At 69.2% G+C, this 24,616-nt stretch carries 21 protein-coding genes; 12 read left to right on the top strand and 9 right to left on the bottom strand.

Going from position 1 to position 24,616, the window contains the following annotated elements; translation table 11 throughout:
• Positions 1–534: 534 nt before the first annotated feature.
• The gene (locus J9315_RS15770) at positions 535–1,917 is read right to left on the bottom strand and encodes a site-specific DNA-methyltransferase (protein ID WP_211978307.1); all 1,383 of its coding nucleotides are present in this window, start codon (positions 1,915–1,917) and stop codon (positions 535–537) included.
• A 39-nt stretch (positions 1,918–1,956) separates the two neighbouring features.
• Between J9315_RS15770 and J9315_RS15765 the strand changes: the two genes are divergently transcribed.
• Positions 1,957–3,468: an FAD-dependent oxidoreductase gene (locus J9315_RS15765; protein ID WP_249120937.1), complete on the top strand. Its 1,512-nt coding sequence runs from the start codon at positions 1,957–1,959 to the stop codon at positions 3,466–3,468.
• A gap of 5 nt (positions 3,469–3,473) precedes the next feature.
• Here the strand turns inward: J9315_RS15765 and J9315_RS15760 are convergent, their stop codons facing one another.
• Both J9315_RS15760 and J9315_RS15755 read right to left on the bottom strand, forming a co-directional pair.
• A complete protein-coding gene (locus tag J9315_RS15760; RefSeq protein ID WP_211978306.1) occupies positions 3,474–3,734 on the bottom strand; it encodes a hypothetical protein in 261 nt (86 codons plus the stop codon).
• A gap of 105 nt (positions 3,735–3,839) precedes the next feature.
• Positions 3,840–5,291, bottom strand: a complete 1,452-nt coding sequence (locus tag J9315_RS15755) for a helix-turn-helix transcriptional regulator (RefSeq protein WP_198500362.1) — start codon at positions 5,289–5,291, stop codon at positions 3,840–3,842.
• Positions 5,292–5,474: 183 nt separating this feature from the next.
• Here J9315_RS15755 and aceA point away from each other — a divergent pair, with 183 nt between their 5' ends.
• Both aceA and J9315_RS15745 read left to right on the top strand, forming a co-directional pair.
• The gene (gene aceA, locus J9315_RS15750; protein WP_211978305.1) at positions 5,475–6,758 is read left to right on the top strand and encodes an isocitrate lyase; all 1,284 of its coding nucleotides are present in this window, start codon (positions 5,475–5,477) and stop codon (positions 6,756–6,758) included.
• Positions 6,759–6,910: 152 nt separating this feature from the next.
• Entirely contained in the window at positions 6,911–8,515 is a 1,605-nt protein-coding gene (locus J9315_RS15745; RefSeq protein ID WP_211978304.1) for a malate synthase, read from the top strand.
• Positions 8,516–8,671: 156 nt separating this feature from the next.
• Here the strand turns inward: J9315_RS15745 and J9315_RS15740 are convergent, their stop codons facing one another.
• Positions 8,672–9,277 (bottom strand): DinB family protein, encoded by a 606-nt coding sequence (locus J9315_RS15740; protein WP_211978303.1) that lies wholly within the window; start codon positions 9,275–9,277, stop codon positions 8,672–8,674.
• An 89-nt stretch (positions 9,278–9,366) separates the two neighbouring features.
• On the opposite strand from J9315_RS15740, the gene J9315_RS15735 reads away from it, so the two are divergent.
• Together J9315_RS15735 and J9315_RS15730 are read left to right on the top strand one after the other, a co-directional pair.
• Positions 9,367–10,326, top strand: coding sequence for a YafY family protein (locus tag J9315_RS15735; RefSeq protein WP_211978302.1), 960 nt, complete (start codon positions 9,367–9,369; stop codon positions 10,324–10,326).
• Positions 10,327–10,370: 44 nt separating this feature from the next.
• Positions 10,371–10,760, top strand: a complete 390-nt coding sequence (locus J9315_RS15730; protein WP_140955366.1) for a universal stress protein — start codon at positions 10,371–10,373, stop codon at positions 10,758–10,760.
• A 65-nt stretch (positions 10,761–10,825) separates the two neighbouring features.
• Here J9315_RS15730 and J9315_RS15725 read toward each other — a convergent pair whose 3' ends face one another.
• Complete coding sequence (locus J9315_RS15725) at positions 10,826–13,753, bottom strand: FAD-binding and (Fe-S)-binding domain-containing protein (RefSeq protein WP_249120936.1); 2,928 nt, start codon at positions 13,751–13,753, stop codon at positions 10,826–10,828.
• 332 nt (positions 13,754–14,085) lie between these two features.
• Between J9315_RS15725 and J9315_RS15720 the strand changes: the two genes are divergently transcribed.
• The 6 genes from J9315_RS15720 to J9315_RS15695 all read left to right on the top strand — a co-directional run bounded on the left by J9315_RS15720 (position 14,086) and on the right by J9315_RS15695 (position 19,795).
• The gene (locus J9315_RS15720) at positions 14,086–14,301 is read left to right on the top strand and encodes a hypothetical protein (protein WP_140955364.1); all 216 of its coding nucleotides are present in this window, start codon (positions 14,086–14,088) and stop codon (positions 14,299–14,301) included.
• 376 nt (positions 14,302–14,677) lie between these two features.
• Entirely contained in the window at positions 14,678–15,682 is a 1,005-nt protein-coding gene (locus J9315_RS15715; protein WP_211978300.1) for an inositol monophosphatase family protein, read from the top strand.
• Positions 15,683–15,834: 152 nt separating this feature from the next.
• The gene (locus J9315_RS15710; RefSeq protein ID WP_211978299.1) at positions 15,835–16,824 is read left to right on the top strand and encodes an ABC transporter substrate-binding protein; all 990 of its coding nucleotides are present in this window, start codon (positions 15,835–15,837) and stop codon (positions 16,822–16,824) included.
• 37 nt (positions 16,825–16,861) lie between these two features.
• Complete coding sequence (locus J9315_RS15705) at positions 16,862–17,950, top strand: iron chelate uptake ABC transporter family permease subunit (RefSeq protein WP_249120935.1); 1,089 nt, start codon at positions 16,862–16,864, stop codon at positions 17,948–17,950.
• A 1-nt stretch (position 17,951) separates the two neighbouring features.
• Entirely contained in the window at positions 17,952–19,043 is a 1,092-nt protein-coding gene (locus tag J9315_RS15700) for an iron chelate uptake ABC transporter family permease subunit (RefSeq protein WP_211978298.1), read from the top strand.
• Positions 19,040–19,795 (top strand): ATP-binding cassette domain-containing protein, encoded by a 756-nt coding sequence (locus tag J9315_RS15695; RefSeq protein WP_211978297.1) that lies wholly within the window; start codon positions 19,040–19,042, stop codon positions 19,793–19,795. The genes J9315_RS15700 and J9315_RS15695 overlap by 4 nt, the downstream gene beginning before the upstream one ends.
• Positions 19,796–19,858: 63 nt before the next feature.
• On the opposite strand, the gene J9315_RS15690 is transcribed toward J9315_RS15695, so the two are convergent.
• Both J9315_RS15690 and J9315_RS15685 read right to left on the bottom strand, forming a co-directional pair.
• Positions 19,859–20,356, bottom strand: a complete 498-nt coding sequence (locus J9315_RS15690) for a hypothetical protein (protein ID WP_211978296.1) — start codon at positions 20,354–20,356, stop codon at positions 19,859–19,861.
• 60 nt (positions 20,357–20,416) lie between these two features.
• Complete coding sequence (locus tag J9315_RS15685; RefSeq protein ID WP_211978295.1) at positions 20,417–21,304, bottom strand: type II CAAX endopeptidase family protein; 888 nt, start codon at positions 21,302–21,304, stop codon at positions 20,417–20,419.
• Positions 21,305–21,326: 22 nt separating this feature from the next.
• On the opposite strand from J9315_RS15685, the gene J9315_RS15680 reads away from it, so the two are divergent.
• A complete protein-coding gene (locus tag J9315_RS15680) occupies positions 21,327–23,189 on the top strand; it encodes an amidohydrolase (protein ID WP_198500373.1) in 1,863 nt (620 codons plus the stop codon).
• 155 nt (positions 23,190–23,344) lie between these two features.
• Here J9315_RS15680 and J9315_RS15675 read toward each other — a convergent pair whose 3' ends face one another.
• Both J9315_RS15675 and J9315_RS15670 read right to left on the bottom strand, forming a co-directional pair.
• Entirely contained in the window at positions 23,345–23,830 is a 486-nt protein-coding gene (locus J9315_RS15675; RefSeq protein ID WP_211978294.1) for a DUF1990 family protein, read from the bottom strand.
• Positions 23,827–24,423, bottom strand: coding sequence for a TetR/AcrR family transcriptional regulator (locus J9315_RS15670; protein WP_211978293.1), 597 nt, complete (start codon positions 24,421–24,423; stop codon positions 23,827–23,829). The genes J9315_RS15675 and J9315_RS15670 overlap by 4 nt, the downstream gene beginning before the upstream one ends.
• Positions 24,424–24,616: the final 193 nt, after the last annotated feature.

Raw genomic sequence — 24,616 nt, 5'->3', positions numbered from 1 at the left:
GTGGGCCGTGGTGTTCCCCGCGCCGAGGTGGGGCGAACTCACCACCGACCGTGCCGTCCCAGCGCAGCGGGGGCAGGCGATCGTCGACGGCTTCTCGAGCATGGGGAAGGTCTGCTCGGTGTCGCCGCACGCATCGCAGCGGTAGACGTATGTGGGCACTGCATCACCCCTGACTTCGCTGGTGGAGGGCCTGATGTGACCGTACAAGCATTCTGTCAGCGCGGCGAGAGCCTGGGAAGACCTGTTGGGACATTCGCAGCGCGAGTGAGCGGCCGCCTCGGTGCGGGAGAGTGGCCGCGCCAGGGCGGGAGCGTGGCCGCGCCAGGGCGCCCGCTCACCGATTTCGCTGAAATCGAGGACGCAGAGTGTCGATTTCAGCGCCTCGAATCGACACTCTACGACCTGAACTCTCGCGGGGAGGCATCTGCGCCACCTCCACAGCGAGTGTGCGCCACGTCCATGGCGATTTGCGCGCAGATTCCACCCCCAGCCTGGCGCAGAACACCAGCAGCGGCCCGGGAAGCGGCGCGGAGGTCAGGAATCGGCGATGGTGACCTCGGTGAAGGTCAGTCCGGGGGCGAGCTCGTCGGCGGCGCGGCGGATGCGCTCGGCGGTGAGGTCGCTGATCGTCGCGAAGCCGCCCGCGCGTGCGCTGTTGCTCGCAGCTCCTGTGCCAGCCGCGCTTGCTCCCGCCGCAACTGCGGCCTCACCGGTGTCCGCAGCCCCAGTGTCCGCGGCCCCAGCCCCGCCTGCCCCTGCGCCGCTGCCGTCGCCCGCCTCACCCGACGCGCGCACGCCGCGGCCGCCGCATTTGCCGCGCAGCTTCTCTGGGAGCTGGACGAGGACGAACGACCGTCGTCCCTCGTCACGTCGGTTGGCCTCCATGACCGCCTGGGCCGTCGTCCCGGAACCGGCGAAGAAGTCGAGGACGATGGCCTCGGGGTCGAAGAACGTCTGTGCGGTGATGAGCGTCTTGACGAGGTCGACGGGCTTCGGATACCCGAACACCCCGCCCAGACCGAGGTCCTCGAGGTCGTTCTGCCCGCCGAGGGCCTTGATGATCGAGTAGAGCTTCGAGCTCGCGAGCTCGTACGGCGTCACCCGCACCACCGCGTGCTTGCCGGGACCCCAGGGCCGGAGGATGTACTCGCCCGAGGCCAGCTTCGCGTCCACCTCGGCGAGCTTCCGCTCACCCTTGACCGCGCGGATGTCCTCGTACATGAGCCGCCGCTCCGACCCGCGCGCATACCGGCCGAAGCTCGCCCGCAGCACATCGGTCTCGACGAGCATCTTCCGCCCGTCGATGACCTCGACCTTCGCCGGGGCCTTCTTCTCCGTGAGGAACGCCCCCGCCGCGCGCGCGTCCCGACCCCACACGTGGATGTAGTCGTGCCCGCGGACGAACGACGGGGAGTTGCCGCCGCCCTTCGCACGCTGGTGGATGAGGGTGCCGAGCGAATTCGCCTCCCCGAAGACCTCGTGCCCGAGCAGCTGCGCCCACGCGCTCTCCCCATCGTCGAGGTGGAGGTAGAGCACGCCGTCATCGCGCATGAGCTCCCGGGCGAGGATGAGCCGCGGAGCCATGAAGTCGAGCCAGCTGCCGTGATCGTAGCCGTCGTCCTTGTACGCGTGCGCGTTGCCCGTGTTGTACGGCGGATCGATGTAGACGACCTTGACCCGGCCCCGATGCGTGGCGAGCAGCGACTGCAGCGCGGGCAGATTGTCCCCGACGACGAGGAGGTTCTCGTGCGGGTCGGGCACGTGGGTGCGCAGGCTGTGCTCATCCGTCCCCGGCAGTCCCGCGCCGAGGCGGCCGCCGGGAACCGTGAACCCGGCCCCCGGCGTGCGGCTCAGGTGGTGACCGAGCGCGAACGACTCCTCTTTGCCGGGCCAGGTCAGGGCGGTCACGGTCGTCATCACCTCGCTTGATCGTCTCGACGGTGCCAAGATGGCTGTATGAGTATTTCACGAGTGGCAGCCGTCGGCGCAGGCATCATCGGTGTGGCTCTCGCCCGTGAGATCACCCGCCGGTTCCCGGACGCCGAGGTGACGGTCCTCGACCGCGCCGACCGCGTCGCGGCCGCCCAGAGCGGGCACACCGCGGGCATCGTCCATGCGGGACTGACGGAGGCGCCGGGCACGCTCGAGGCGAAGCTCGCCCGCCGCGGCCTCGAACTCCTCATCCCCTACGCCGCCGGGCAGGGGATCGCGCTGCGCGAGTGCGGGCAGCTTGTCATCGCCCAGGACACCGATGAGGTCGAACGCCTCGAGGACCTGCTCACCCGGGCCGAGAAGACCGGCGTGCCCGGGGTGAGGGTGGTCGATCGAGCCGAGATGCGCGAGATCGAACCGCAGGCCAGGGGCGTGCAGGCCCTCTACTCACCCCATACCGCGATCACCGACTATCGCAGCCTCGCCGAGGCGCTCGCCGCCGACGTCCGGGAGGCCGGGGGCCGCTTCCGCTTCGGCACGGAGGTCACCGGCATCGACGTCATGAGCAACGAGGTGCGGGTGCGCGCCCGCAACGCCCCGACCGACGACGAGGACGGCTCTGAGTCGAGCGAGACCGGCTATTCGACCGACCTCGAGACCATGCCCGGCGAACGGCCTCACACCGACGACGACCAGGTCGTCGACCGGCCGCGCACGTATCGCGGTGACGACGGAGAGCCGCAGGTCGAGGCCGGCAGGGGCGGACGCGGCGGCCGGCTCGGGGAAGAGCTGCACCGCCGGTTCGGGGACAAGGACTGGTTCCGCAGCGCCGAGGACAAGATCGACGAATGGACCGGCACCAAACCCGTCGACCGGAACCGGCCGACCCCGCCCGCGGAGTTCGACGCCGGGGTCTTCGACCTCGTGTTCGTCGCCGTCGGGCTCCAGTCGGATCGGCTCGCCGCCGCGGCCGGCCTCGACCCCGAACCCCGGGTCGTGCCGTTCGCCAGCAGCTATTCGCAGCTGGTGCTGCCCGCCGCCGAGGCGGTCCACGGGATCATCGGCTCCGTGCCCGACCCGGATGATCCCCTCGAGGAGACGATGCTCGTGCGCACCGTCGACGGTGCGCTGCTGCTGGGCCCGACCACGCATATCGCGCTCGGTCGCAATGCCGGGTCGGCCCGTGACATCGACTTCGGCGACCTCGGCTCGTCCTTCGGGTTCTCCGGATTCTGGAAGTTCGCGAAGCGCAATGTGCGCTCCGCGGCCGAGGGTGTGCGGTCGGCGACGAGCACCTCGGCGCTCGTCGAGCGGATCAGGCGCTTCGCTCCCGATCTCGACACGGCGGAGATGACGGCGGGACCGCGCGGGATCCGCGCCGCGACGATCGATGCCAAGGGCGACCTCGTCACCGGACTGACCGTGACCACCCGCGGCCGACTCACCCAGGTCCGCAGCGTGCCCGCATCAGGGGCGACGATGGCGCTCGCGATCGCCGAGCACATCGTCGAGCGCGCGCAGGCAGCGGGGCGCTGAGGGGCTCAGCCCTCGGAATCGCGCTTGCTCGTCGACCGCAGGGCACAGATTGCGGCGAGGGCGATCCCAGAACCGATCGGCGCGCCGATCATCGTGGGAAGGACCCGTTGGAAGCCTTCGCTCATGCTGCCCGTCAGCATGCCGATGATCGGCCACGCCACGACGGGAACCAGGCAGATCCCGATCCAGGTGAGGACGAAATCGATGGGGCGTTCGGGCCGTGCGGTGAAGAACCGCCGCAGCGCGCCTGTCTCGGACGAGGACACCGCTCAACCTCCTCAATGCTCGGGCCCACCAGTGTAGTTGCAGGTCAGAGGCCGATCAAGGATCTCGTCGAACGCGCGCAGGCTGCAACCGGGCGCTGAGGCGGCTCAGCCCGAGTGGCGTTCGAGGAACTCGAAGACCTCGGTGTCGTCGACGCCGGGGACCGCACCGGGTGGGACGGCGGCGAGCAGCGAGGCGTGCATCTTCGCCGACGGCAGCGAGTTGTCCTCCCACTTCGCGGCGAGGTCGTCCGGGGCCGTCCGGCAGCATGAGGGGTCCGGGCAGCGCGACTGCGAACGGATCGGCGACTCCCGACCCTCGAACCACTTGACGTGGGCGAAGGGGACGCCGACGCTGATCGCGAAGTCACCGCCGGGCAGCACCCGGGCGGTGCACCAGAACGAGCCCTGCGGGGTGTCGGTGTACTGGTAGTACGGGCTGAACCGGTCGGCGACGCGGAACACCGTGCGCGAGGTGAAGCGCTTGCACGCGAACTGCCCTTCGATCGCCCCGAGCGGATCGGTGGGGAACGGCAGGCCGTCGTTCGAGTACGCCTTGTGGATCGTCCCCGAGGTGTGGACCTTCATGAAGTGGACGGGCAGGTCGAGGTGCTCGGTCGCGAGGTTGGTGAACCGGTGCGCCGCGGTCTCGTAGCCGACGCCGAACATGTCGCGGAGGTATTCGACGGACAGCTGCCGCTTGCGCTTGGCCTCGGTGAGCACGGGCACGGCCTCACTCTCCGGCAGCAGCACGGCTGCGGCGAGGTAGTTCGCCTCGACGCGCTGCTGGAGGAACTCATGGAAGTCCTTCGGCGAATCATGGCCGAGCACATGCGGGGCGAGGCTCGTGAGCAGGTGCGTGCGCGGATCGAATGCGGCATCTGCGTTGGGCAGGTAGATGCGGCGGTTCGCCGTGTCGGAGATCGACCGGGTCGAACTCGGCAGATCCGAGACGTAGTGGAGGCTGAAGCCGAGCTTCTCGGCGATCGTCGCCGTCTCCCGCTGCGACACCGTTCCCGATTCGTACCCGGCGAGGCTGAGCAGCTCGGCGGCCTGCTTCTCGAGATCGGCGAAGTAGTTGTTCTTCTCGCGCATCATCTCCCGCAGCTCCCGGTTGGCCCGCCGAGCCTCCTCCGGGGTCGCCGCTCTCCGGGTGAGCACCTCGGCGAGCTGCCGCTGAAGTCCGACGATCGCCTCGAGCGCATCCTGCGGCAGGGACTTGATGCGCACCTGCGGCAGGCCGAGCGAGGAGTACATCGGCGAGGCCTGATTGCGTTCGGCCTCGAGCTCGAGCGCCTGCCGACCGTCGACGGGAGTCGGGTCGATGAGCTCGGCGACCTCGGTGCCGAGCGCCGCTGCGATCGCGGCGAGGAGCGTGACAGAAGTTTCCCGCTTGCCGTTCTCGATCGTCGAGATCTGCGAGGCCGCACGCCCCACCCTCTCCCCGAGCTCGCTCAGCGTCATCCCCGCCTGTTTGCGAAAAAATCGGATTCTTCTGCCGATGCTGAGGCTGTCGACGGGCTGGTCGAGATCGGTTCCCTGCGTCTGTGTGCTTGTCACAACGGCCTCCGAGGCGTCGAATCGGCGAGTGATGCGCGAGTGTGACCAGTATGACAGAACTGAGATTTTTCACCAATGGGAAAAGCGCAGAATATTCTTCCCACTTTCCTCTGTCGCACCCCTTGCGGCCCCACCAAGATGGATGACACGAACCACCTCGGCAAGCAATCAGGAGTGAGAACAATGAGCGCCAACGAACTGCACGACATCGAAGCGATCCGCCGCGACTGGGCGACCAACCCCCGGTGGCAGGGAGTCGCCCGCGAGTACTCGCCCGAGGATGTCGTCAAGCTGCGCGGATCCGTCATCGAGGAGCACACGCTGGCCCGTCGCGGAGCCGAGAAGCTCTGGGAGGAACTCCACGATCTCGACTTCGTCAACGCCCTCGGCGCGCTCACCGGCAACCAGGCCGTTCAGCAGGTCAAGGCCGGGCTCAAGGCCATCTACCTCTCCGGCTGGCAGGTCGCCGCCGACGCGAACCTCTCCGGCCACACCTACCCGGACCAGTCGATCTACCCGGCGAACTCGGTGCCCGCGGTCGTCCGCCGCATCAACAACGCCCTGATGCGCGCCGACCAGATCGAGCATGCCGAAGGCGTGCAGACCGTCGAGGACTGGATGGTCCCGATCGTCGCCGACGCCGAGGCCGGCTTCGGCGGCCCGCTCAACGCCTTCGAGCTCATGAAGGGCATGATCAACTCGGGTGCGGCCGGTGTCCACTGGGAGGATCAGCTCGCGAGCGAGAAGAAGTGCGGCCACCTCGGCGGCAAGGTCCTCATCCCGACCTCGCAGCACATCCGCACCCTCCAGTCGGCCCGCCTGGCCGCCGACGTCGAGAACGTCCCCTCGGTGATCATCGCCCGCACCGATGCCGACGCCGCGACCCTGATCACCACCGACGTCGACGAGCGCGACAAGCCCTTCCTCACCGGGGAGCGCACCGCGGAGGGCTACTACAAGGTCCGCAACGGCCTCGAGGCCTGCATCGCCCGCGGCAACGCGTACGCTCCGTACTCGGATCTGCTGTGGATGGAGACGTCGCTGCCGGATCTCGAGATCGCGAAGCAGTTCGCCGAGGCGATCCATGCCGAGCACCCGGACCAGATGCTCGCGTACAACTGCTCGCCGTCGTTCAACTGGAAGAAGCACCTCGACGACGACACGATCGCGAAGTTCCAGCGCGAACTCGGTGCGATGGGCTACAAGTTCCAGTTCATCACCCTCGCCGGCTTCCACGCCCTCAACTACTCGATGTTCGACCTCGCCCACGGCTACGCCCGTGAGCAGATGAAGGCCTACGTCGAGCTGCAGGAGCGCGAGTTCGCCGCCGAGGACCGCGGCTACACCGCGACGAAGCACCAGCGCGAGGTCGGCACCGGCTACTTCGACCTCGTCTCGACCGCCGTCAACCCGGAGGGCTCGACGCTGGCCCTGTCCGGGTCGACCGAAGAGGCTCAGTTCCACTGAGCCGATCCGGCCCACAGACTCGGCGCGGATCGACGGTGTTTTCACGGGGTTTGCACCGCCGATCCGCGCCGGCACCTCCTACTTCCCCAGCCCCGCACCATCACCATCTCATCAGTCCCGCACAGCACTCACGACGAGTGAGGAGAAGTCCCATGTCACGCATCACGATCAACGCCCCTCTCGACTCCGGTTCCGACGCGATCCTCACCGCAGACGCGCTCGACTTCGTCGCCGACCTGCACGAGAAGTTCGGTGACCGCCTCGGCGCTCTGCTCGCCAAGCGCGACAACCGTGCGGCCGTGATGAACGACGGCACGCTGCCCCGGTTCACCCCCGACTACGCAGCCGTCCGCGCCGACCGCACCTGGCAGGTCGCCGGGTCGACGAGCGCCCCGGGACTCGAGGACCGCCGCGTCGAACTCGTCGGCCCGGTGACCGAACCCGAGGTCGTCGCAGCGCTCAACTCCCAGGCCAAGGTGTGGCTCGCGGACTTCGAGGACTCGACGTCCCCGACGTGGGCGAACATGATCGGCGGTCAGCACGCCCTGTACCTCGCGATCCGCGATCGGCTGCCCGGGGTGAGCAACCGCAACCAGCCGACGATCGGCATGCGCCCCCGCGGCTGGCACCTGCCGGAGAAGCACCTCATCGTCACCGCTGAGAGCGGCGAGCAGTCGCCGGCGATCGGGGCGCTCGTCGACTTCGGCCTCTACTTCTTCCACAATGCGAAGCAGCTCATCGACTCCGGATCGGGACCGTACTTCAACCTCCCGAAGCTCGAGTCCTCGCTCGAGGCCCGCCTGTGGAATCAGATCTTCGTCTTCGCCCAGGAGGCACTCGGCATCGACCAGGGCACGATCCGCGCGACCGTGCACATCGAGACGATCGACGCCGCGTTCCACATGGAGGAGATCCTCTGGGAGCTGCGCGACCACTGCGCCGGCCTCCAGGCCGCCGGCTGGGACTACCTCTTCTCCGTCGTCAAGAACCTCCGCCACTCCCCGGAGTTCGTCCTCCCCGACCGGGAGCGCCTGACGAACGCGCTGCCGCTGATGAAGGCGTTCACCGACCGCCTCGTGTGGACGTGCCACCGCCGCGGAGCCCACGCGATCGGCACGATGAGCAACCTCATGACCGACCACCCGGACGAGGCCTTCGTCGCCTCCGAGTTCGCGCGGATGCGCGAGGACAAGGCCCGGGAGGCCTGGCAGGGATTCGACGGCACGTGGGTGGCCGATCCCGGCCTCGTGCCCGCCGCGCTCGCCGTCTACGATGCCGCCCTCGGTGAGCGTCCGCACCAGTTGGACAACCTGCGACCCGACGTCCGCGCGTGCGCCGAGCATCTCCTCGACATCACCGGTCTCGAGCCGATCGTCACCGAGGAGGGGGTGCGGGTCAACATCCGCGTCGCCATCGGCTACCTCAACGAGTGGCTCGGCGGCAACGGCAACGTCGCGCTCGAGAACCTCCTCGAGGACGTCTCGACCGCGGAGATCTCCCGTTCGCAGATCTGGCAGTGGATCCACCACGAGGTGACCCTCGACAACGGACAGCAGGTGACCCGTGAGCTCGTCGAGCGCTACCTCGGTGAGGAGCTCGCCGTCCTCGAGCAGCAGCCCGCTGACCACCTCGCCGAGGCGGTCGAGATCTTCCGTGCCAGTGCCCTGACCGACGAGTTCCCCGAGTACCTCACGGTCCCGGCCTACACCGAGCACCTCGTCGACCGGGTGGCCAAGGGCGCCGTCCACGCCGCCTGAGCCCTTCGGCTCGACCGGCCCCGTTCAACCGGCCCGGTTCGACCGGCCCGCACAACTGAAGAGCTCAGCCCCGATCCGCATCGGCACCCTGAACCCGTCCGACTCGTCCTGCACAGCGAGTCGTCACGGGGCGCGGGTGCCGATGTGCGTCGGGGCTCAGCTCTCGTCTCCGCCCCAGCCCTCCGGCGGCCACGGCTGGCCCTCGGCCTGGGCGTTGAGCTGGTAGGAGATCGCACCGTCGAGGGATTCGCGGATGATGTCGGCATGACCGGCGTGCCGGGCGATCTCCGTCGTCAGGTGGTTGAGGATCCAGCGCAGACTCATGTCGAAGTCCGGCGGCATCCACGGATTGGCCACGGTCACCCGTGTGTCGAGGTCGATGCCGGAGTCCGCGACGTCGCGGCGGGCGGCGGCGATCTCGGTGACGGCGCGGTCGAAGGCGGCGAGCACCTCGGCGAGTGTCTGGTCCGGCAGGGTCCCGCCGTCGAATGAGCCGGAGAGCCCGAGCTCCGCATTGAACGCGGCGTAGTCGGCCTCGGTGGGGACGAAGTCCGGACGGCGGACCTGCTGCAGCCAGCTGTAGACGACCTGGGCGCTGTGGGCGAGCAGCCCCATGATCGACAGGGCGCTGACCGTGGGCGTGCTGCGCGCCTGCTCCTCGGTGAGGTCGAGGGCGGTGAGCCGCAGCTGCCCGCACTGCTGCTCGAGGAACGAGAAGAGGGCGTCGGCTTCGGTGGTCACGGACGGGGCGAAGAACGGCATGGCTGACTCCTTGGCGGTTGAGCGGTCGGACAGTTGGCACTGATCGAACACCACAAGCGTCTGCGGTTTTGCGGACATATGATGTCCGCATGCGAACCGAGGTCAGACTGCTGCGCATGCTCGCGCTGCTGAGCTCCGGGCGCGGTCTCACCGCGGCCGAGCTCGCCGCCGAATTCGGCGTCACCACACGCACGGTGCGCCGGGACATCACGGCGCTGCGTGATCTCGGGTATGCCATCGACGCGGCGCCCGGCGTCGCCGGCGGCTACCGTGCGCACAGCCGGACCCTGCTCCCGCCGCTGCAGCTGGCGGCCGGGGAGGCGATGGCCACCGGCCTCGGACTCGCCCTCCTGCGCGGGGCCGGACTGAGCACGGCGACCGCCGAGTCGGCCGGGCGGAAGCTGACAACGATGCTGCCGCCGACGATGGCCGCGACGGTCCGTGCCGTCGAGACCGCGGTCACCGTCGCCCCCGGCCACGCACCCGACGTCGACCACGAGACCGTCGTGACGATCGCCTCGGCGATCTCCTCCCGCCACCGCGTGACGTTCGCGTATGCGAAGCCGTGGACCGACGCCGAGGCGGAGCAACGTCGCGTCGAACCCGCCCAGCTCGTCGTGCTCGGGGCCCACTGGTACCTCTTCGGCTGGGACCTCGACCGCGAGGACTGGCGCGTCTTCCGCCTCGACCGGATGAGCGCGGTCCGGGCGACGACGTTTCCGATCCCGGCCCGCACGGTCCCCGACGCCGAGGCGGCCGTCCGGCGCGCCGTCACCGCCGCCGCGTACGAGCACACGGTCATCCTCGACGTCGATGCTGTCAAGAGCGAGGCCGAGTCCTGGTTCCCGACCCGGGCCGCGACGATCACCGAGGTGCCCGGCGGTGTGCGCATCGAGTTCGGGGTCACCGACCTGCGATGGGCGGCCGCGCTGACCGGGAGCATCCCCGCCGCCTGCCGGATCATCGCGCCCGGTGAGCTCATCGCCGAACTGCGCGCGCTGCGAACCCGGGTCGACGCGATGTGCAACGCCGAGGTGTCCGGGAAGTGACCGCGCGGTGAACCGCCCGTGCGGTCATCCATATACTTGAACCCATGACGATACTCATCGGCTATCTTCCTGCCCCGGAGGGCGAAGCGGCACTGCGTGCGGGATTCGCGGAGGCGGCACTGCGCTCCTCGAGCGCGGTCGTCGTCAACTCCCAGCGACGCGGAGCCAGCGGCGCTCCCACCGAGATCGACCAGGACGACATCGATCGCATCGTCGCCCTCGGCGAGGAGTCTGGTGTCGCCGTCAGCGTCCTCCAGCCCGACCACGAGGACGACGTGCCGGGCACCCTCAACGACCTCGCCGCCGAGCATGACGCCCAGCTCATCGTCATCGGGCTGCGGAAGCGCTCGGCGATCGGGAAGTTCATCCTCGGCTCACAGGCTCAGCGCATCCTCCTCGAAGCCGAAGTCCCCGTCCTCACCGCGAAGGCCTGAGTCTCACCGCAAAGGCCTGAGTCTCACCGCGAAGGCCTGAGCCCGACTGTCCCCGGAGGCACAGCTCACGGGCGGGGTGTGTCGAGGCCGTGACCCCACGCGAGGAGTTCGGCGAGTGAGACGCCCTGAGCGTCGCTGAGATCGGCGATCTGCGTGCGGCACGAATAGCCGTCGGCGAGGACGACGATGAGCTCGCGGTCTGCTCCGCCTTCTGCTCCGCCGTCGCCTGCGTCGCGCAGCGCCGGGAGCAGGGCCACCTCGGCGACGGCGACCGAGGTCTCGTAATGGCCCTCCTCGACTCCGAAGTTCCCCGCCAGCCCGCAGCACCCGCCGAGGAATCGCGCCGTCGCCCCGGCCCGGGAGAGCAGCTCGCGATCGGCGGCGGTGCCGAGCACCGCGGACTGGTGGCAGTGCGGCTGCACGGTCGCACTCACCCCGCGCAGATCCGGCAGTTCGGCTCCGACGGAGAGGAGGAACTGCGCGAGCGTCTGCACGCGCGATCCGACCCGGGCGGCGGCCTCCCCGCCGAGGAGTTTCTGCGCATCGTCTTTCAGCGTGGCCAGACACGAGGGCTCGACCCCGACGATGGGAACGTCGCCCGTCGCATCGAGGGCCGCGATGGTCTCACCGAGGTTCGTCCGCGCGACATCGAGCTGACCGGTGGAGATGAGCGGCAGACCGCAGCACACCGTCTGCTCGACGACCCGGACCGTGACGCCGGCGTGCTCGAGGACCGCGACGGCCGCACCGAGGATCCGCGGGGAGAAGTGATTCGACCATGTGTCCGCGAAGAGGACGACCTCGCCGAGGCGGTCCGCACGGGCCGCGGCGCCCGCACGGGATCTGCCCGCCCCCGCCTCGGCGAGGGAGGACCACCACGACCGGAATGTCGTCGACGCGAACACGGGAATCGTCCGGCGGGCGTCGATCCCGGCCAGCCGCTTGCCCACCGTGCCGATCCCGGGCAGCCGCGCCACCCGGTTGACCAGGGACGCGAGCGGGGTCACGGCCCGCGCCAGCTGCGGGAGGAACCCGAGCGAGTAATGCGAGCGCGGCCGCAGCCGTCCCCGGTAGGACTGGTGGAGGACCTCGGCCTTGTACGTCGCCATGTCCGTGCCGGTCGGGCATTCGCTGCCGCACGCCTTGCACGACAGGCACAGGTCGAGCGCCTCGGCGACGGCGGGGGAGTCCCACGCGGTGGCGAGCAGATCGCCGGAGACCATCTCCTGGAGCACCCGTGCCCGGCCCCGCGTCGAATGCTTCTCATCCCGTGTGGCCTGGAACGACGGGCACATGGTCCCACCGGTCGCGGCGGAATCCGCGCGGCATTTGCCCACCCCGGTGCACCGGTGGACGGCTGAGGCGAAGCCGTCGGCGTCCCCGGGATAGGCGAACGCGAGCTCACCGGGGAGCCGCTCGCGCTCGGGCAGCCGGGTCAGCCGGATCGCTGCGTCGAGCGGATCGGGATCGACGATGACGCCGGGGCCGAGGAGATGCCGCGGGTCGAAGAGCTCCTTGACCGCGCGGAAGAGGTCGATGACCTCGGGCGGGTAGAGGAGCGGCAGCAGCTCCGACCGGGCCCGTCCGTCGCCGTGCTCGCCGGAGACCGACCCGCCGTAGCGGGCGACGAGCCGCGTCGCGGCGACGAGGAAGTCCCGCATCACCGTCGTCCCGCCGGCCGCCTCGAGCGGGAAGTCGACGCGCATGTGCAGGCACCCGTCCCCGAAGTGCCCGTAGGGGATGCCCCACAGACCGTGCTCGTCGAGCAGATCCATGAGATCCCGGAGATAGTCGCCGAGGTGCTCGACCGGGACCGCGGAATCCTCCCACCCCGCATGGGCGTCCCGTCCGTCGGGGGTGCGGGAGACGAGTCCGGCCCCGTCGGCGCGGATCGCCCACACCTCGGCAGCGGCCTCGGCATCGAGGACTGCGGCATCGCCGGCACGCGCCTCGGCGATGAGCCGCTGCGTCTGACCGGCGAGCACGGCCTCGTCGTCGCCGGTGAGTTCGACGACGAGCCAGCCCGCGCCGTCCGGCAGCGCGGGAACCGCCTCGGCGCCCTTGGCCGCGACGACGCGATCGAGCATCCGCGAATCGAGCCCTTCGCACGCGGTGACGGGGAAGTCGCTCAGCAGCGGCGCGTCATGGGCGGCGGCGACCATGTCCGGGTACCCGAGGACGACCGCTGCGGTGTGGGCCGGTTCCCTGACGAGCTGCATCTTCGCCGCGAGCACGATGCCCCACGTGCCCTCGGAGCCGGCGAAGGCGCGACGGACGTCGAAGCCGTTCTCCGGCAGCAGGGCCTCGAGTCCGTAGCCGGAGACCTGCCGGGAGAACGTGCCGAGATGGGTGCGGATGACGCCGAGGCGGTCGGCGACGAGCGCGTGGAGGCGCGGGAAGAGCGCTTCCGGGTTCGTCTCGTCGAGGTCGACGATCGTGCCGTCGACGAGCATGACGGTGAGCGCCAGGAGGTTCGCGCCGGTCCGGCCGTAGCCGAGCGCGCGCGGGCCACACGCGTTGTTGCCGATCATGCCGCCGATCGTGCAGCGCGTGTGCGTCGAGGGGTCGGGTCCGAAGCGCAGACCGTGGACCCGGGCTGCCGCCTGCAGGGTGGCGTGGACGCAGCCGGGCTCGACCCAGGCCGTCTGCGCGGCCGGATCGAGGTCGAGGACCGCGGTCATATAGCGGGAGAAGTCGAGGACGATCCCGGTGCCGATCGCATTGCCGGCGATCGACGTGCCCGCACCCCGACTCGTCACGGGCACGCCGAGGCGGCGGGACACCGCGAGGACCGCCGCGACGTCGTCGGCACCCCGCGGGAAGACGATGGCCGCCGGCACGAGACGGAAGAGCGAGGCGTCGGAGGAGTAGGCGGCCCGGTCGGCGGGATCCGCCGTGACCTCGAGACCGGCCCGGGCGAGTTCGGCGACGATGTCCGCGACGGCGGGAAGAGCGGCAGACTGCCCGGTGAGCGGGCGCTCCGAAGTCGTCATGGTGTGCATTCTGCCACCGTCAGCGCAGGCGATCGAGTGCACCGAATGGGCAAATAGCGTTGCCATAAGGTGCAATTGCACTCCGTTACCGTTTTGTAACTATTCGGTGGAGCATAAGCTCCCCCGCTTCCAGTATTCGGGAAAAATTGGCGTCGCATAGGCGTCGTGGTATTTAATGGAAGGACATTTTCCTGTGGCGGTGGGCCACATGTGCAGGCAAGGAAAGAACAATGTCACGTCGCGCTCGTGAATTAACAGTAGATCAGACAGCCCTGGTTGCGGCTGTGAGGAGAATTTCCCGACAGCGGACCAAGATCAACACGAATTACGTCATGTCGATCCTCCGCGCTCGCGAGGAGGGAGCGACCTTCGGCGCCATCGCCGAGGCCGCCGGCACCTCGTCTCAGGCGGTGCAGGAGATCGTGCGGCGTCATGGTCGCGTCAAACGCGCAGAGAACTCTGGTGAGAAGGCCGGATCGCAGGCCGGAGCGGCTGGCTCCGGTGCCTCGGTCCCGGCCGCTGAGACATCGGCCGTCGCTGCCGAGTGAGTCATGTGAACGCGTGAAGCGCGGGGCCGCCGTCGGCGACCCTGCGCTCGCGCGCGCTCTCCGGCGCCCGGTGCGGCGCGGAGGCGGCACCGCGGGATGCGGAAATCGACAGTTCCCATGTATTGTCCCGGAATAATCTCTCCGAGTTTTCCGAATTGATATTTACACGGTAAAGCAGGATTAATTCTCGGCGTTAAACTAACCCATTCCGCTGGACTTTGAGTGGACGGAAGCTGAGCGTTCGATCCATGTCAGGTGAACGATAGCGTCGCGGAGATTCCGCGCGTCCGAGAATTTCCGATTGTGATGATCGTGTGACATTCGGCGGGCTCGGGCGGCCCGGCATGCGCGTGCGACCGCGCGTTAAGGTGGCCGCATGACAGCATCCGGTTCGCTGCCGCGCAGCCTCTCCGATCACCCGCTCGTCCGCATCGCGGCAGATCTCTCCGTCATCGCCTGGGAGCAGATGTCCCAGTGGCGTGCCGTCCTCGGCGCCGACCTCGATGCCTCGGTCGTCGACACGAAATCGTCTCCGAACGATCTCGTCACGGCCGCGGATGCCCAGATCGAAGCGCTCGTGCGCGGATATCTGCGCGCCGTGCGCCCGGGTGACCTGATGATCGGCGAAGAGGGCGCCGAGGCGATCGGCCCTGTCGACTTCTTCGGCCGCGTCCTGCTCGGGCGGCTGAGCTTCTTCGACCCCGGAGCCGGCGCGCTCGTCGCGGCCGACCTCGATGGCGATCAGCAGCTCGAGTGGCACGTCGACCCCATCGACGGCACGGTCAACTTCGTGCGCGGCATCGAGCACTTCGCGTTCTCCGTCGGCGTGCGCCGCGGTGCCGACGCGAACTTTGAGGGCACTGACCCTGAGGCCGCTGTGCCCGGAAGCGAGGACGAGGGCTGGCTGATCGGGCTGGTGGCGTCCCCGGGACTCGGGGCGACCTGGCTGGCCGGCCGCGGACACGGTGCCTACCGCGTCGACGGCCGCCTCGTCGATCGGCTCCCGGAGCCCGGCGACTCCGCTGCCGTGATTCCGGCGACCCGTCTGACCGGTGAGCCTGCGGGCTTGAGCGGGAGACTGCTCGCGACGGGATTCGCCTACACGGAGGAGGGGCGGGCGGCCCAGCTGGCGAAGCTGCCCGAACTCCTCTCCGGCTACAACGACATCCGCCGGTGCGGATCTGCGGCGATCGACCTCTGCATGGTCGCCGAAGGCAAGGTGACGAGCTACGCCGAGCGCGGACTCGGGATCTACGACTACGCCGGGGGAGCGCTCATCGCCGAGGAGTCCGGCGCTGCTGTGCGCCGGGGAGGCAGTCGCGGCGCGACCGCTGCCGCGGATTCGCCCGCCGAGCTCGACCGCCTCCTCGCCGTGGTCTGAACCCTGCCGGAGTCTGAGGATCCCCGCGCGGGAAACTGTGACCTGAATAACGCAATATCGACGTCGTCTATTTCTTGAAGCTTAGGCTAAGCTAATGCGCAGATGGTTCACATCTGACCACGCACGCTGTCCCCTGAAGGAAGTAGAACACGATGATCTCGACCCGCCTCCGCCTCGGTGCCGCTGTCGGCGCCCTGGCCCTGGCCCTGTCCGGTTGCGCTGCCAGCGCCGAATCCAGCGAGCAGAGCACCTCGGGTGCCGGCACCGTCGAGGTCGAGGACAACAACGGCACGCAGACCGTGACGACCCCGCCGACCTCCGTCGTGGCCACGGACAACCGCACGTTCGAGACCCTCGACTCGTGGGGCGTCGAGCTCAGCGGCGCCGCCGTCAGCCTCATGCCCGAAGGCCTCTCGTACACGACGGACGAGACCATCAAGAACCTCGGCAACCACCGCGAACCCGACCTCGAGCAGGTCGCTGCCGCGAAGCCCGACCTCATCGTCAACGGGCAGCGCTTCGCCCAGTACCACGACGACCTGCAGAAGCTCGCTCCCGAGGCCGTCGTCCTCGAACTCGATCCGCGTGACGACCAGTCCTTCGACGAGGAGCTGCGCCGCCAGACGACGACCCTCGGCGAGGTCTTCGGCAAGCAGGACGAAGCAGCCAAGCTCGTCGAGGACTTCGACGCCTCGATCGAGCGCGCGAAGGCCGCGTACAACGGCAGCGACAAGGCCATGGGCCTCATCACCACCGCCGGCGAGATCGGCTACTCCGCACCCGGCGTGGGACGCACCGTCGGCCCGGTCTTCGACATCCTCGATCTCGAACCGGCCCTCGAGGTCGAAGACGGCAGCGATGTCGACAAGGGCGACGACGTCTCCGTCGAGGCGATCGCCCAGTCGCAGCCCGACCTCATGCTCGTCCTCGACCGCGACGCCTCCTTCGCTCCCGACGAGCGCGAGAAGGGCTCGGCCCCGGCGGCCGAGGTGCTCGAGAAGTCCGAGGCGCTCAAGGACGTGCCGGCGATCAAGGACGACAAGATCGTCTACTTCCCGCAGGACACCTACCTCAACGAGGGCATCCAGACCTACACCGAGTTCTTCAACTCCTTCGCCGACAAGCTCGAAGCGGCGAAGTAAACCGGCAGGCCGCCGCGGCACAACGGGAAACGGCAGGATGACGACACCAGAGAACACGTCCCGGTCACGGGTGACGGCGACCGCCTCGGCAAATGGGGATTCCCCCGCCGAGGCGGTCGCCGCCGTCGCCGGTCCACGCCCCATCCGATCAGCCGGGTCCACCGGCACCGCGGGCGGGAACCGGCTGCTGAGCTGGAAGCTCGTGCTCGCGACGATCGGGGTGCTCGGGCTCATCGCCGCCTCCCTGCTCACCGGGGTCTACGACATCTTCGGCGCCGCCGACGGTGCGGAGATGTTCCAGATCACCCGGGTGCCGCGCACGATCGCGCTCATCCTCGCGGGCGCGGCGATGGCGATGTGCGGACTCGTCATGCAGCTGCTCACGCAGAACCGCTTCGTCGAACCGACGACGACCGGCACGACCGAGTGGGCGGGCCTCGGCCTCATGCTCACCGTCATCATCTACCCCGACGCGACGATCGTGCAGCGGATGATCGGCGCGATCCTCGCCGCATTCATCGGCACGATCGTCTTCTTCCTCTTCCTCCGCCGCGTCTCGCTCAAGTCCTCCCTCATCGTCCCGATCGTCGGGATCATGCTCGGGGCGGTCGTCGGGGCGGTCTCGACGTTCATCGCGGTGCGCACCGACATGCTCCAGAGCCTCGGCATCTGGTTCGCCGGCAGCTTCACCTCGATCCTCCGCGGCCAGTACGAAGTCCTCTGGATCGTCGCCGTCGTCGTCGTCGCCGTCTTCATCACCGCCGACCGCTTCACCGTCGCGGGCCTCGGCAAGGACATCTCGACGAGCATCGGACTCAAGTACAACCAGGTCATCCTCATCGGCACGATCCTCGTCGCGATCGCCACCGGCGTCGTCACCGTCGTCGTCGGCTACCTGCCGTTCCTCGGCCTCATCGTCCCCAACGTCGTCTCGATGGTCCGCGGCGACGATCTGCGCTCGAACCTGCCGTGGGTGTGCCTGCTCGGCATCGCGATCGTCACCGTCTGCGACCTCATCGGCCGGGTCATCATCGCCCCGTTCGAGGTCCCGGTCTCACTCATCCTCGGCATCGTCGGCGCGGCCGTCTTCATCGCCCTCCTCCTGCGTCAGAGGAGGCGCGGCTGAAATGAGAGACACGAGCATGAACGCCCCCGACCCCCGTCCCCGGCTCAGCGCGGAAACGGTCCCGGGCCCCGCCTCGGCGCCCAGGACGACACCCCGGCACTCCGGTGCGCTGACGACCCCACGGGCCCGGCGCCGGTACTGGACGATCATCGCAGTCCTCGCCGTCGCCGCGATCGCGATCGCCTTCGGGCTCCTCGCGTGGGACAACCCGCTGCCGATCACCGACGAGGGATTCTGGCTCATCGCGGGCCTGCGGGGGCGCAGCCTCGTCGTCCTCATCATCGTCGCCCTCTGCCAGGCCTTCGCCACCGTCGCCTTCCAGACGGTGACGAACAACCGGATCATCACGCCCTCGATCATGGGATTCGAGTCGCTCTACGTCGCGATCCAGACCTCGGCGATGTACTTCTTCGGGGTCACCGCCATCGTCGAACTCCGCGGCCTCGTGCCCTTCACCGTCCAGCTCGTCGTCATGGTCGGGCTCTCGCTCGCCCTCTACGGCTGGCTGCTGTCGGGGAGGTACGCGAACGTCGAGGTCATGCTCCTCGTCGGCGTCGTCATCGGCGGCGGGCTGGGATCGGTGGCGACGTTCATGCAGCGGACCCTGACGCCGAGCGAATTCGACGTCCTCTCCGCCCGCCTCTTCGGGTCGATCGCGAACTCCGACGCCTCGTACCTGCCCGTCGCGATCCCGCTGTGCCTGGTCGCGTGCGCGGCGATCTACCTCCGCTCCTCGCGCCTCAACGTCCTCGCCCTCGGGAAGTCCGTGACCGGCAACCTCGGGCTCAGCCATTCCCGCGAGACCATCACGATCCTCTTCTTCGTCTCGATCCTCATGGCCGTGTCCGTGTCGATGATCGGGCCGATGATCTTCCTCGGGTTCCTCGTCGCGATGCTCGCCTACCAGCTCTCCGACACCTACGACCACCGGTACGTCCTGCCGATGGCCGCCCTTCTCGGGTTCGTCATCCTCGGCGGCGCGTACTTCATCCTCAAGAACATCTTCTACGCCGAGGGTGTCGTGTCCATCATCATCGAAGTCATCGGCGGAGGCGTGTTCCTCTTCGTCATCATGCGGAAGGGTCGACTGTGATCACACTGTCCGGCGTTGCCAAGAACTACAGCGAAGCCACGCAGATCGGCCCCGTCGACCTGCAGATCCCCGCCGGCGGGGTGACCGCCCTCGTCGGCCCGAACGGGGCGGGGAAGTCGACGCTGCTGACGATGATCGGGCGCCTCCTCGGCCTCGATGCCGGAGCCATCGAGGTCGCCGGGTTCGACGTCGCGGCGACGAAGTCGAAGGATCTTGCGAAGATCGTCTCGATCCTGCGCCAGGAGAACCACTTCATCACCCGGCTGACGATCCGCCAGCTCGTCGGCTTCGGCCGCTTCCCGTACTCGAAGGGCCGGCTCACCGTCGCCGACGAGGAGATCGTGTCCCGGGCGATCGACTTCCTCGAGCTCGGCGAGCTCGAGGACCGGTTCATCGACGAGCTCTCCGGCGGCCAGCGGCAGCGCGCTTACGTCGCGATGGTGCTCGCCCAGGACACCGACTACGTCCTCCTCGACGAACCGCTCAACAACCTCGACATGAAGCACTCGGTGCAGATGATGCAGCACCTGCGCCGGGCGGCCACGGAGATGGGGCGCACGATCGTCATCGTCATCCACGACATCAACTTCGCCGGCCACTATGCCGACCACATCTGCGCGGTGAAGAACGGCGCGGTCGTCGAGTTCGGAACGCCGGAGGAGATCATGACCACCGAGGTGCTCAGCCGCGTCTTCGACACTCCCGTCGAGGTCGTCGACGGTCCGCGGGGGCCGCTTGCCGTTTACTTCTGAGGGGGACTGCCCTTAGCGCCGCCCTCAGCGGGGCCGTTGTTCTCGGGCTTTCGCGCGTCTCCGTCAGCGGTTCGCGGTCGGAGCGGTCGCCTCGGCGGGGGCGGGGATCGAGGTCCGCACGGCGAGGATGACGAGGGCGATGAGCCCGACGATGAGGAGTCCGTCGGCCGCGATGTAGGCGAGATGGAGTCCCGACCCGCCGTCGTCGACACCGGCGAGGACGGCATCGGTGCGCTCGTTGAGCAGCGGTCTGATGGCCGCGACCTTGACGATGAGGACGCCGATGACGGTGCAGGTGAGCGCCCGGAACGCGGTGCCGACACCGTCTTTGAGGATCGCCCAGAGCAGGACCGCGGCGATGACGATCTCCACCCAGTTCATCGCCGTGAAGACGAGGCGGCCGATGCCGAGCCCGAGCGGGATCGTGATGCCCGGCGCCTGGAACTTCAGCGGCGCCTCGATGAGCGAGATGCCGATGATGAGGCCGAGCCACACGGCCGGCAGCACGACGCGCGCACCCGCGGACAGTCGCGAATCCTGGGGACCGAGAACATTGACCATGCCCAGGATTCTACTCCGCGTAGAAAACCGGTCGGCTTGTGTCTCACAGGTCGACGGCGGTCAGTTCGCAGCGGTCGGCGAACCGCCTCGGCGCCGCCAGAGGATGACGCCGAGGACCAACGCGCCGAGCGCGAAGAACGGGGTCGACGCGAGATCGGGGAACGAGAGGTTGTCGGGATCGGCGACGTCGCGGAGGCCGAGGCCGCGCTGGCCGACGGCGAAGAAGACGACGTTGTAGCCGCCGTGCACGCCGATCACACCCCACAGGTGTCCCTGGATGATGACGAGGAGGGCGGCGAAGAGCGCGAAGACGATGACGAAGAGCGCATAGAGCGGGGTCATCGTCGGATTGCCGAGGTGGAGGGCGACGAAGAGGAGCGCCTGGACGGCGACGGCGGGCCACAGTCCGATCCACCACGCCGTGCCGCGCAGGAGGAAGCCGCGGGAGACGATCTCCTCGCCGGCGCCCTGGAGGACGTAGGTGAGCAGGTAGAGCAGTGCGACGAGGACGAGTGCGGCGCCGCCGGGCATCTCCGCCGGCTGGGTGGGCCGGACGAGGTCGCTCGACCAGGCGATCGCGGTGCCGAGTCCGCTGATCGCCGCCCCGAGGAGGAGGCCGGTGGCGAAGGCGCCCCAGCGCGGTCGGCTCAGACCGATCGACGCGAGCCCGACCCCCAGACGCGCCCGCAGGTAGATCGCGATGACGGCGACGGTGCCGAGCACGCCGACGAGATAGCCGATGGCGCGGGCGGAGGCGTCGGTGAGCGACCACGGCAGCGGGTCGATGACCCCGGCGGCGAGGAACGGGATGAGGCCGATCGCGTTGAACGCGAAGCCGAAGACGGATAGCACGGCGGCGATGATGAGGATCTCGGTGACGCCGAGCACGCGGCGGGGGAGTCGAGCGTCGGAGGCGGCCGCGGGGATGGGGAGGGGAGGGGCGGTCATCGGCCCATCATAGACTGAGCGCATGCGTCTGTTCTCCCACGCCGTCGTGCGCACTCTCGACCCTCCCGCGCCGACTCCGACCGCACCGGCGGACGCGATCCTCGTCGACGGGGGAACGATCGTCGCGATCGGGACGCGGGACGAGCTGCTCGCCCTCGCGACCGCCGGAGCCGAGGCGGCGACAGGGGTGCTGACCTCGGACGATGGCGGGGCGACCGCCTCGGCGGGGGCCGCTGCGGGGGTCGAGGAGATCGACTGCGGGGGACGGGTCATCCTCCCCGGCCTCGTCGATGCGCACATGCACTCCGTCGCGTATGCGGCCTCGCTCGTCGACCTCGATCTGTCGGGGACGACATCGCTCACCGAGGCGGTCGCAGCCATCCGCGAGCGCGCGCAGACCCTGCCGGTGGGCACCTGGGTGGTCGGCTCCGGCTGGGACCTCAACCGCTGGGCGGACCCGCGGTATCCCGACCGCGCGCTGCTCGACGCCGAGGTGCCCGACCACCCGGTGGCGATGTGGTCGATCGACCTCCACACGGTGTGGGCGAACGGGCACGCGCTCGAGATCGCCGGCATCGACGAGGCGACCCCCGATCCGTCCGGAGGTGAGATCGTCCGTGACGCCGAGGGCATCGCCACGGGTCTCATCAGGGAGGACGCTGCGGATCTGCTCATTCGCTTCATCCCGGAGGTCTCCCGGGAGGAGCAGGTCGAGATGCTCGACCGGACGCAGCGGCTCTTCCTCTCCCTCGGGCTCACCGGGATCCACGACTTCGACGGCATCGCCTCGACGCTGGGGTGGAACGATCTGCGCGAGGCCGGCCGGCAGGACATCCGGGTGACGAAGTTCCTCCGCGGGCCCGAGGTGCCGTGGGCGATCGAGACCGGGTGGCAGACCGGCGGCGGGGACGACTGGCTGCAGCACGGCGGGCTCAAACTCTTCGCCGACGGGGCGCTCGGCTCGCACACGAGCCACATGTCCTCACCGTTTCCGGCACCGGAGCCGGCCGGGGTGGGCGTCCACGGCGCCGAGGCGCGGGAGGCGGCAGCCGATTCGGCCGTCGCGTCAACCGGTGCGGGGACGGCGGCGCCGGTGGCCGAGACCCACCTCAACTACGGCATCGCGCAGATGAGCGAGGACGAGCTCTTCGAGCAGGCGCGGATCGCGACGGAGGCGGGGATCTCCGTGGCGATCCATGCGATCGGCGATCAGGCGAACCATCATGTGCTCGGCGTTTTCGAGCGGCTGCGGCCGATCACGCTCTCAGTCGAGGCGCGTCTGGGCAGGCGCCTGCGGCACCGGGTCGAGCACGCGCAGTTCATCCAGCCGGCTGATGTCGCGCGGTTCGCCGCCCTCGACGTCACCGCGTCGATGCAGCCGCGCCACTGCATCTCCGACCTCCACCTCCTCCACCTCATCGACGAGTCCGCGCAGCTTGCCGCGTATGCGTGGCCGGATCTCGTGCGGGCCGATGCCGCGGTGATCTTCGGCTCCGACGGGCCGGTCGAGCATGCGAATCCGTTCGCGGCGATCTACGCGGCGATGACGCGGGCCGACATCGCCGGCGATCCGACGACGACGTTCCAGCCCGAGCGGCGGATGTCGGCCGTCGAAGCGCTGCGACTGCACACCCGGGCACCTGCGGTCGCCGCCGGCCTGGGCGAGCGGCGGGGACGGCTGGCACCGGGCATGGATGCCGACTTCATCGCCGTCGACACCGATCCGTATGTCGCCGACGGCCTCATCGACGCCGAGGCGCCGGCCGGTCCCGTCGGTCTGCTCGGCTATGTCTCGGAGGCCGCGCTCTTCGCCCACGCCGAGGCGATCCGCGACACCCGTGTCACCCTCACCGTCGTCGGCGGCGAGGTCAAGCACTCCGCGTGAGGCGCGCTGGCTCGGGAGGCGCGTCGCCACGCCGGCTCATGTCGGCCAAAAGTGAAATTGCCACTCGACTGGTCGAGCGCATTTGCACTTCTGGCCGACAGACACCGCGTGTCGCGCCGCGCCGCCGCTCATGGTTCGTCACCGACCGCCGCCGCTCACCCCGCCGCCCGCTCCACCAGCCGCTCGAGGGCGGCGGCGTAGCGGGCGGCCATCATCTTCTGGGAGGCCACCGACACGGGTTCGACCGCCTTGAGCAGCGGGTTGCCGGGCACCGACCGTGCGGTGATCGAGGCGATGAGGCGCTCGTCGTCATCGATCGAGACGAGGAACGTCTCCACGCCCGTCTCGAGATGACCGGGCAGCGTGCGGTAGACGAAACCCGCCTGCCGGTCGGTGTCGATGACGTCCTCGACGATGCACGAGCCGACCGGCACGATGAGGTCCTCACCGCGCAGCCGCCTCGGCGGGGCGGGCCAGAGCGGATTGAGCCAGAGGTCGACGATCATCCCCTGACGCACGGGCCGCTGCGGGCGGACGATGACGCCGGCACCGGCCTGCAGCTGCCACGAGAGGATCGCCTCGCGCGCGATCGGGAAGCCTGCGGCCGGGCCGATGTCGCGGATGTGCTCGAGAGCGTTCACGGCGCCACCCCGGCCGCGTCGCGGCAGATGTCGCCGTAGCGGGCGGCGACCCCCTCGGCGTCGAGTTCCCCGCCCGGGCGATACCACTGCGCGACACCCGTGCAGATCGTCGTGATCGCCCGCGCGGCATCCCGCGGGAACGGCGTCGTGAACACGCCCGCGGCCACGCAGGCGGCTACGGCATCGTCGAGGAGCTTCTGCTGGCGGTCGCGGGCGGCGATGTGGGACTCCCTGGCATCGGCGGGCAGGCTGCGGATCTCACTGAACGCGATGAACGCGATGTCGGCCTGGTGGGCGTGGAAGAGGAGGAGGTTCTCGACGAGGCGGTCGAACCGCGAGAGCGGATCCTGCGGGCCGTCCGCGAGCGCCGCAGTGCTCCGCGCCCACAGATCGGACATGGCCAGGCGGTCGATCTCCGTCAGGATCGCCTGCTTCGAGGCGAAGTGATGGTAGAGACCGGGCACCGAGAGGCCCGCGGCCTGCGCGACCTGGCGGATCGAGGTGCCGTGGAAGCCGCCGCGGACGAAGCAGTCGAGAGCAGCGGTGAGGAGGGGAGGGAAGAGGGGAGTGTCGTAGGTTCTCCAGGCGGCCACGTCGTCATCCTTGTCTTGAGCCGGCGGGTGGGGCGCCGGCGAGCGTGCGCGAAGCAGCCCGAATCCGGTGCTGCCTCCGACACCAATCTACGTCCCCGGTGCCCGGTCGGCGGAGTAGGGGAGCAGGAATGTCGCCGAGGCGGTCCGGCGGATCCGAGAACGACCCTTGTGCCGGACCGGAATGTGACCTAAG

The organism is Brevibacterium sp. W7.2 (assembly GCF_018137945.1).
In the GTDB taxonomy this organism is placed as follows: Bacteria; Actinomycetota; Actinomycetes; order Actinomycetales; family Brevibacteriaceae; genus Brevibacterium; species Brevibacterium sanguinis.
This window is presented reverse-complemented; position numbering and strand designations above follow the sequence as displayed.

Excerpts from the sequence above, each read along its gene's own strand:
- J9315_RS15735 (WP_211978302.1), top strand. The coding sequence starts at position 9,367 with ATGCGAACCGAGGTCAGACTGCTGCGCATGCTCGCGCTGCTGAGCTCC.
- J9315_RS15710 (WP_211978299.1), top strand. The coding sequence starts at position 15,835 with ATGATCTCGACCCGCCTCCGCCTCGGTGCCGCTGTCGGCGCCCTGGCC.
- J9315_RS15685 (WP_211978295.1), bottom strand. The coding sequence starts at position 21,304 with ATGACCGCCCCTCCCCTCCCCATCCCCGCGGCCGCCTCCGACGCTCGA.
- J9315_RS15715 (WP_211978300.1), top strand. The coding sequence starts at position 14,678 with ATGACAGCATCCGGTTCGCTGCCGCGCAGCCTCTCCGATCACCCGCTC.
- J9315_RS15690 (WP_211978296.1), bottom strand. The coding sequence starts at position 20,356 with ATGGTCAATGTTCTCGGTCCCCAGGATTCGCGACTGTCCGCGGGTGCG.
- J9315_RS15700 (WP_211978298.1), top strand. The coding sequence starts at position 17,952 with ATGAGAGACACGAGCATGAACGCCCCCGACCCCCGTCCCCGGCTCAGC.
- J9315_RS15725 (WP_249120936.1), bottom strand. The coding sequence starts at position 13,753 with ATGACGACTTCGGAGCGCCCGCTCACCGGGCAGTCTGCCGCTCTTCCC.
- J9315_RS15730 (WP_140955366.1), top strand. The coding sequence starts at position 10,371 with ATGACGATACTCATCGGCTATCTTCCTGCCCCGGAGGGCGAAGCGGCA.
- J9315_RS15740 (WP_211978303.1), bottom strand. The coding sequence starts at position 9,277 with ATGCCGTTCTTCGCCCCGTCCGTGACCACCGAAGCCGACGCCCTCTTC.
- J9315_RS15720 (WP_140955364.1), top strand. The coding sequence starts at position 14,086 with ATGTCGATCCTCCGCGCTCGCGAGGAGGGAGCGACCTTCGGCGCCATC.
- J9315_RS15745 (WP_211978304.1), top strand. The coding sequence starts at position 6,911 with ATGTCACGCATCACGATCAACGCCCCTCTCGACTCCGGTTCCGACGCG.
- aceA (WP_211978305.1), top strand. The coding sequence starts at position 5,475 with ATGAGCGCCAACGAACTGCACGACATCGAAGCGATCCGCCGCGACTGG.
- J9315_RS15765 (WP_249120937.1), top strand. The coding sequence starts at position 1,957 with ATGAGTATTTCACGAGTGGCAGCCGTCGGCGCAGGCATCATCGGTGTG.
- J9315_RS15770 (WP_211978307.1), bottom strand. The coding sequence starts at position 1,917 with ATGACGACCGTGACCGCCCTGACCTGGCCCGGCAAAGAGGAGTCGTTC.
- J9315_RS15705 (WP_249120935.1), top strand. The coding sequence starts at position 16,862 with ATGACGACACCAGAGAACACGTCCCGGTCACGGGTGACGGCGACCGCC.
- J9315_RS15680 (WP_198500373.1), top strand. The coding sequence starts at position 21,327 with ATGCGTCTGTTCTCCCACGCCGTCGTGCGCACTCTCGACCCTCCCGCG.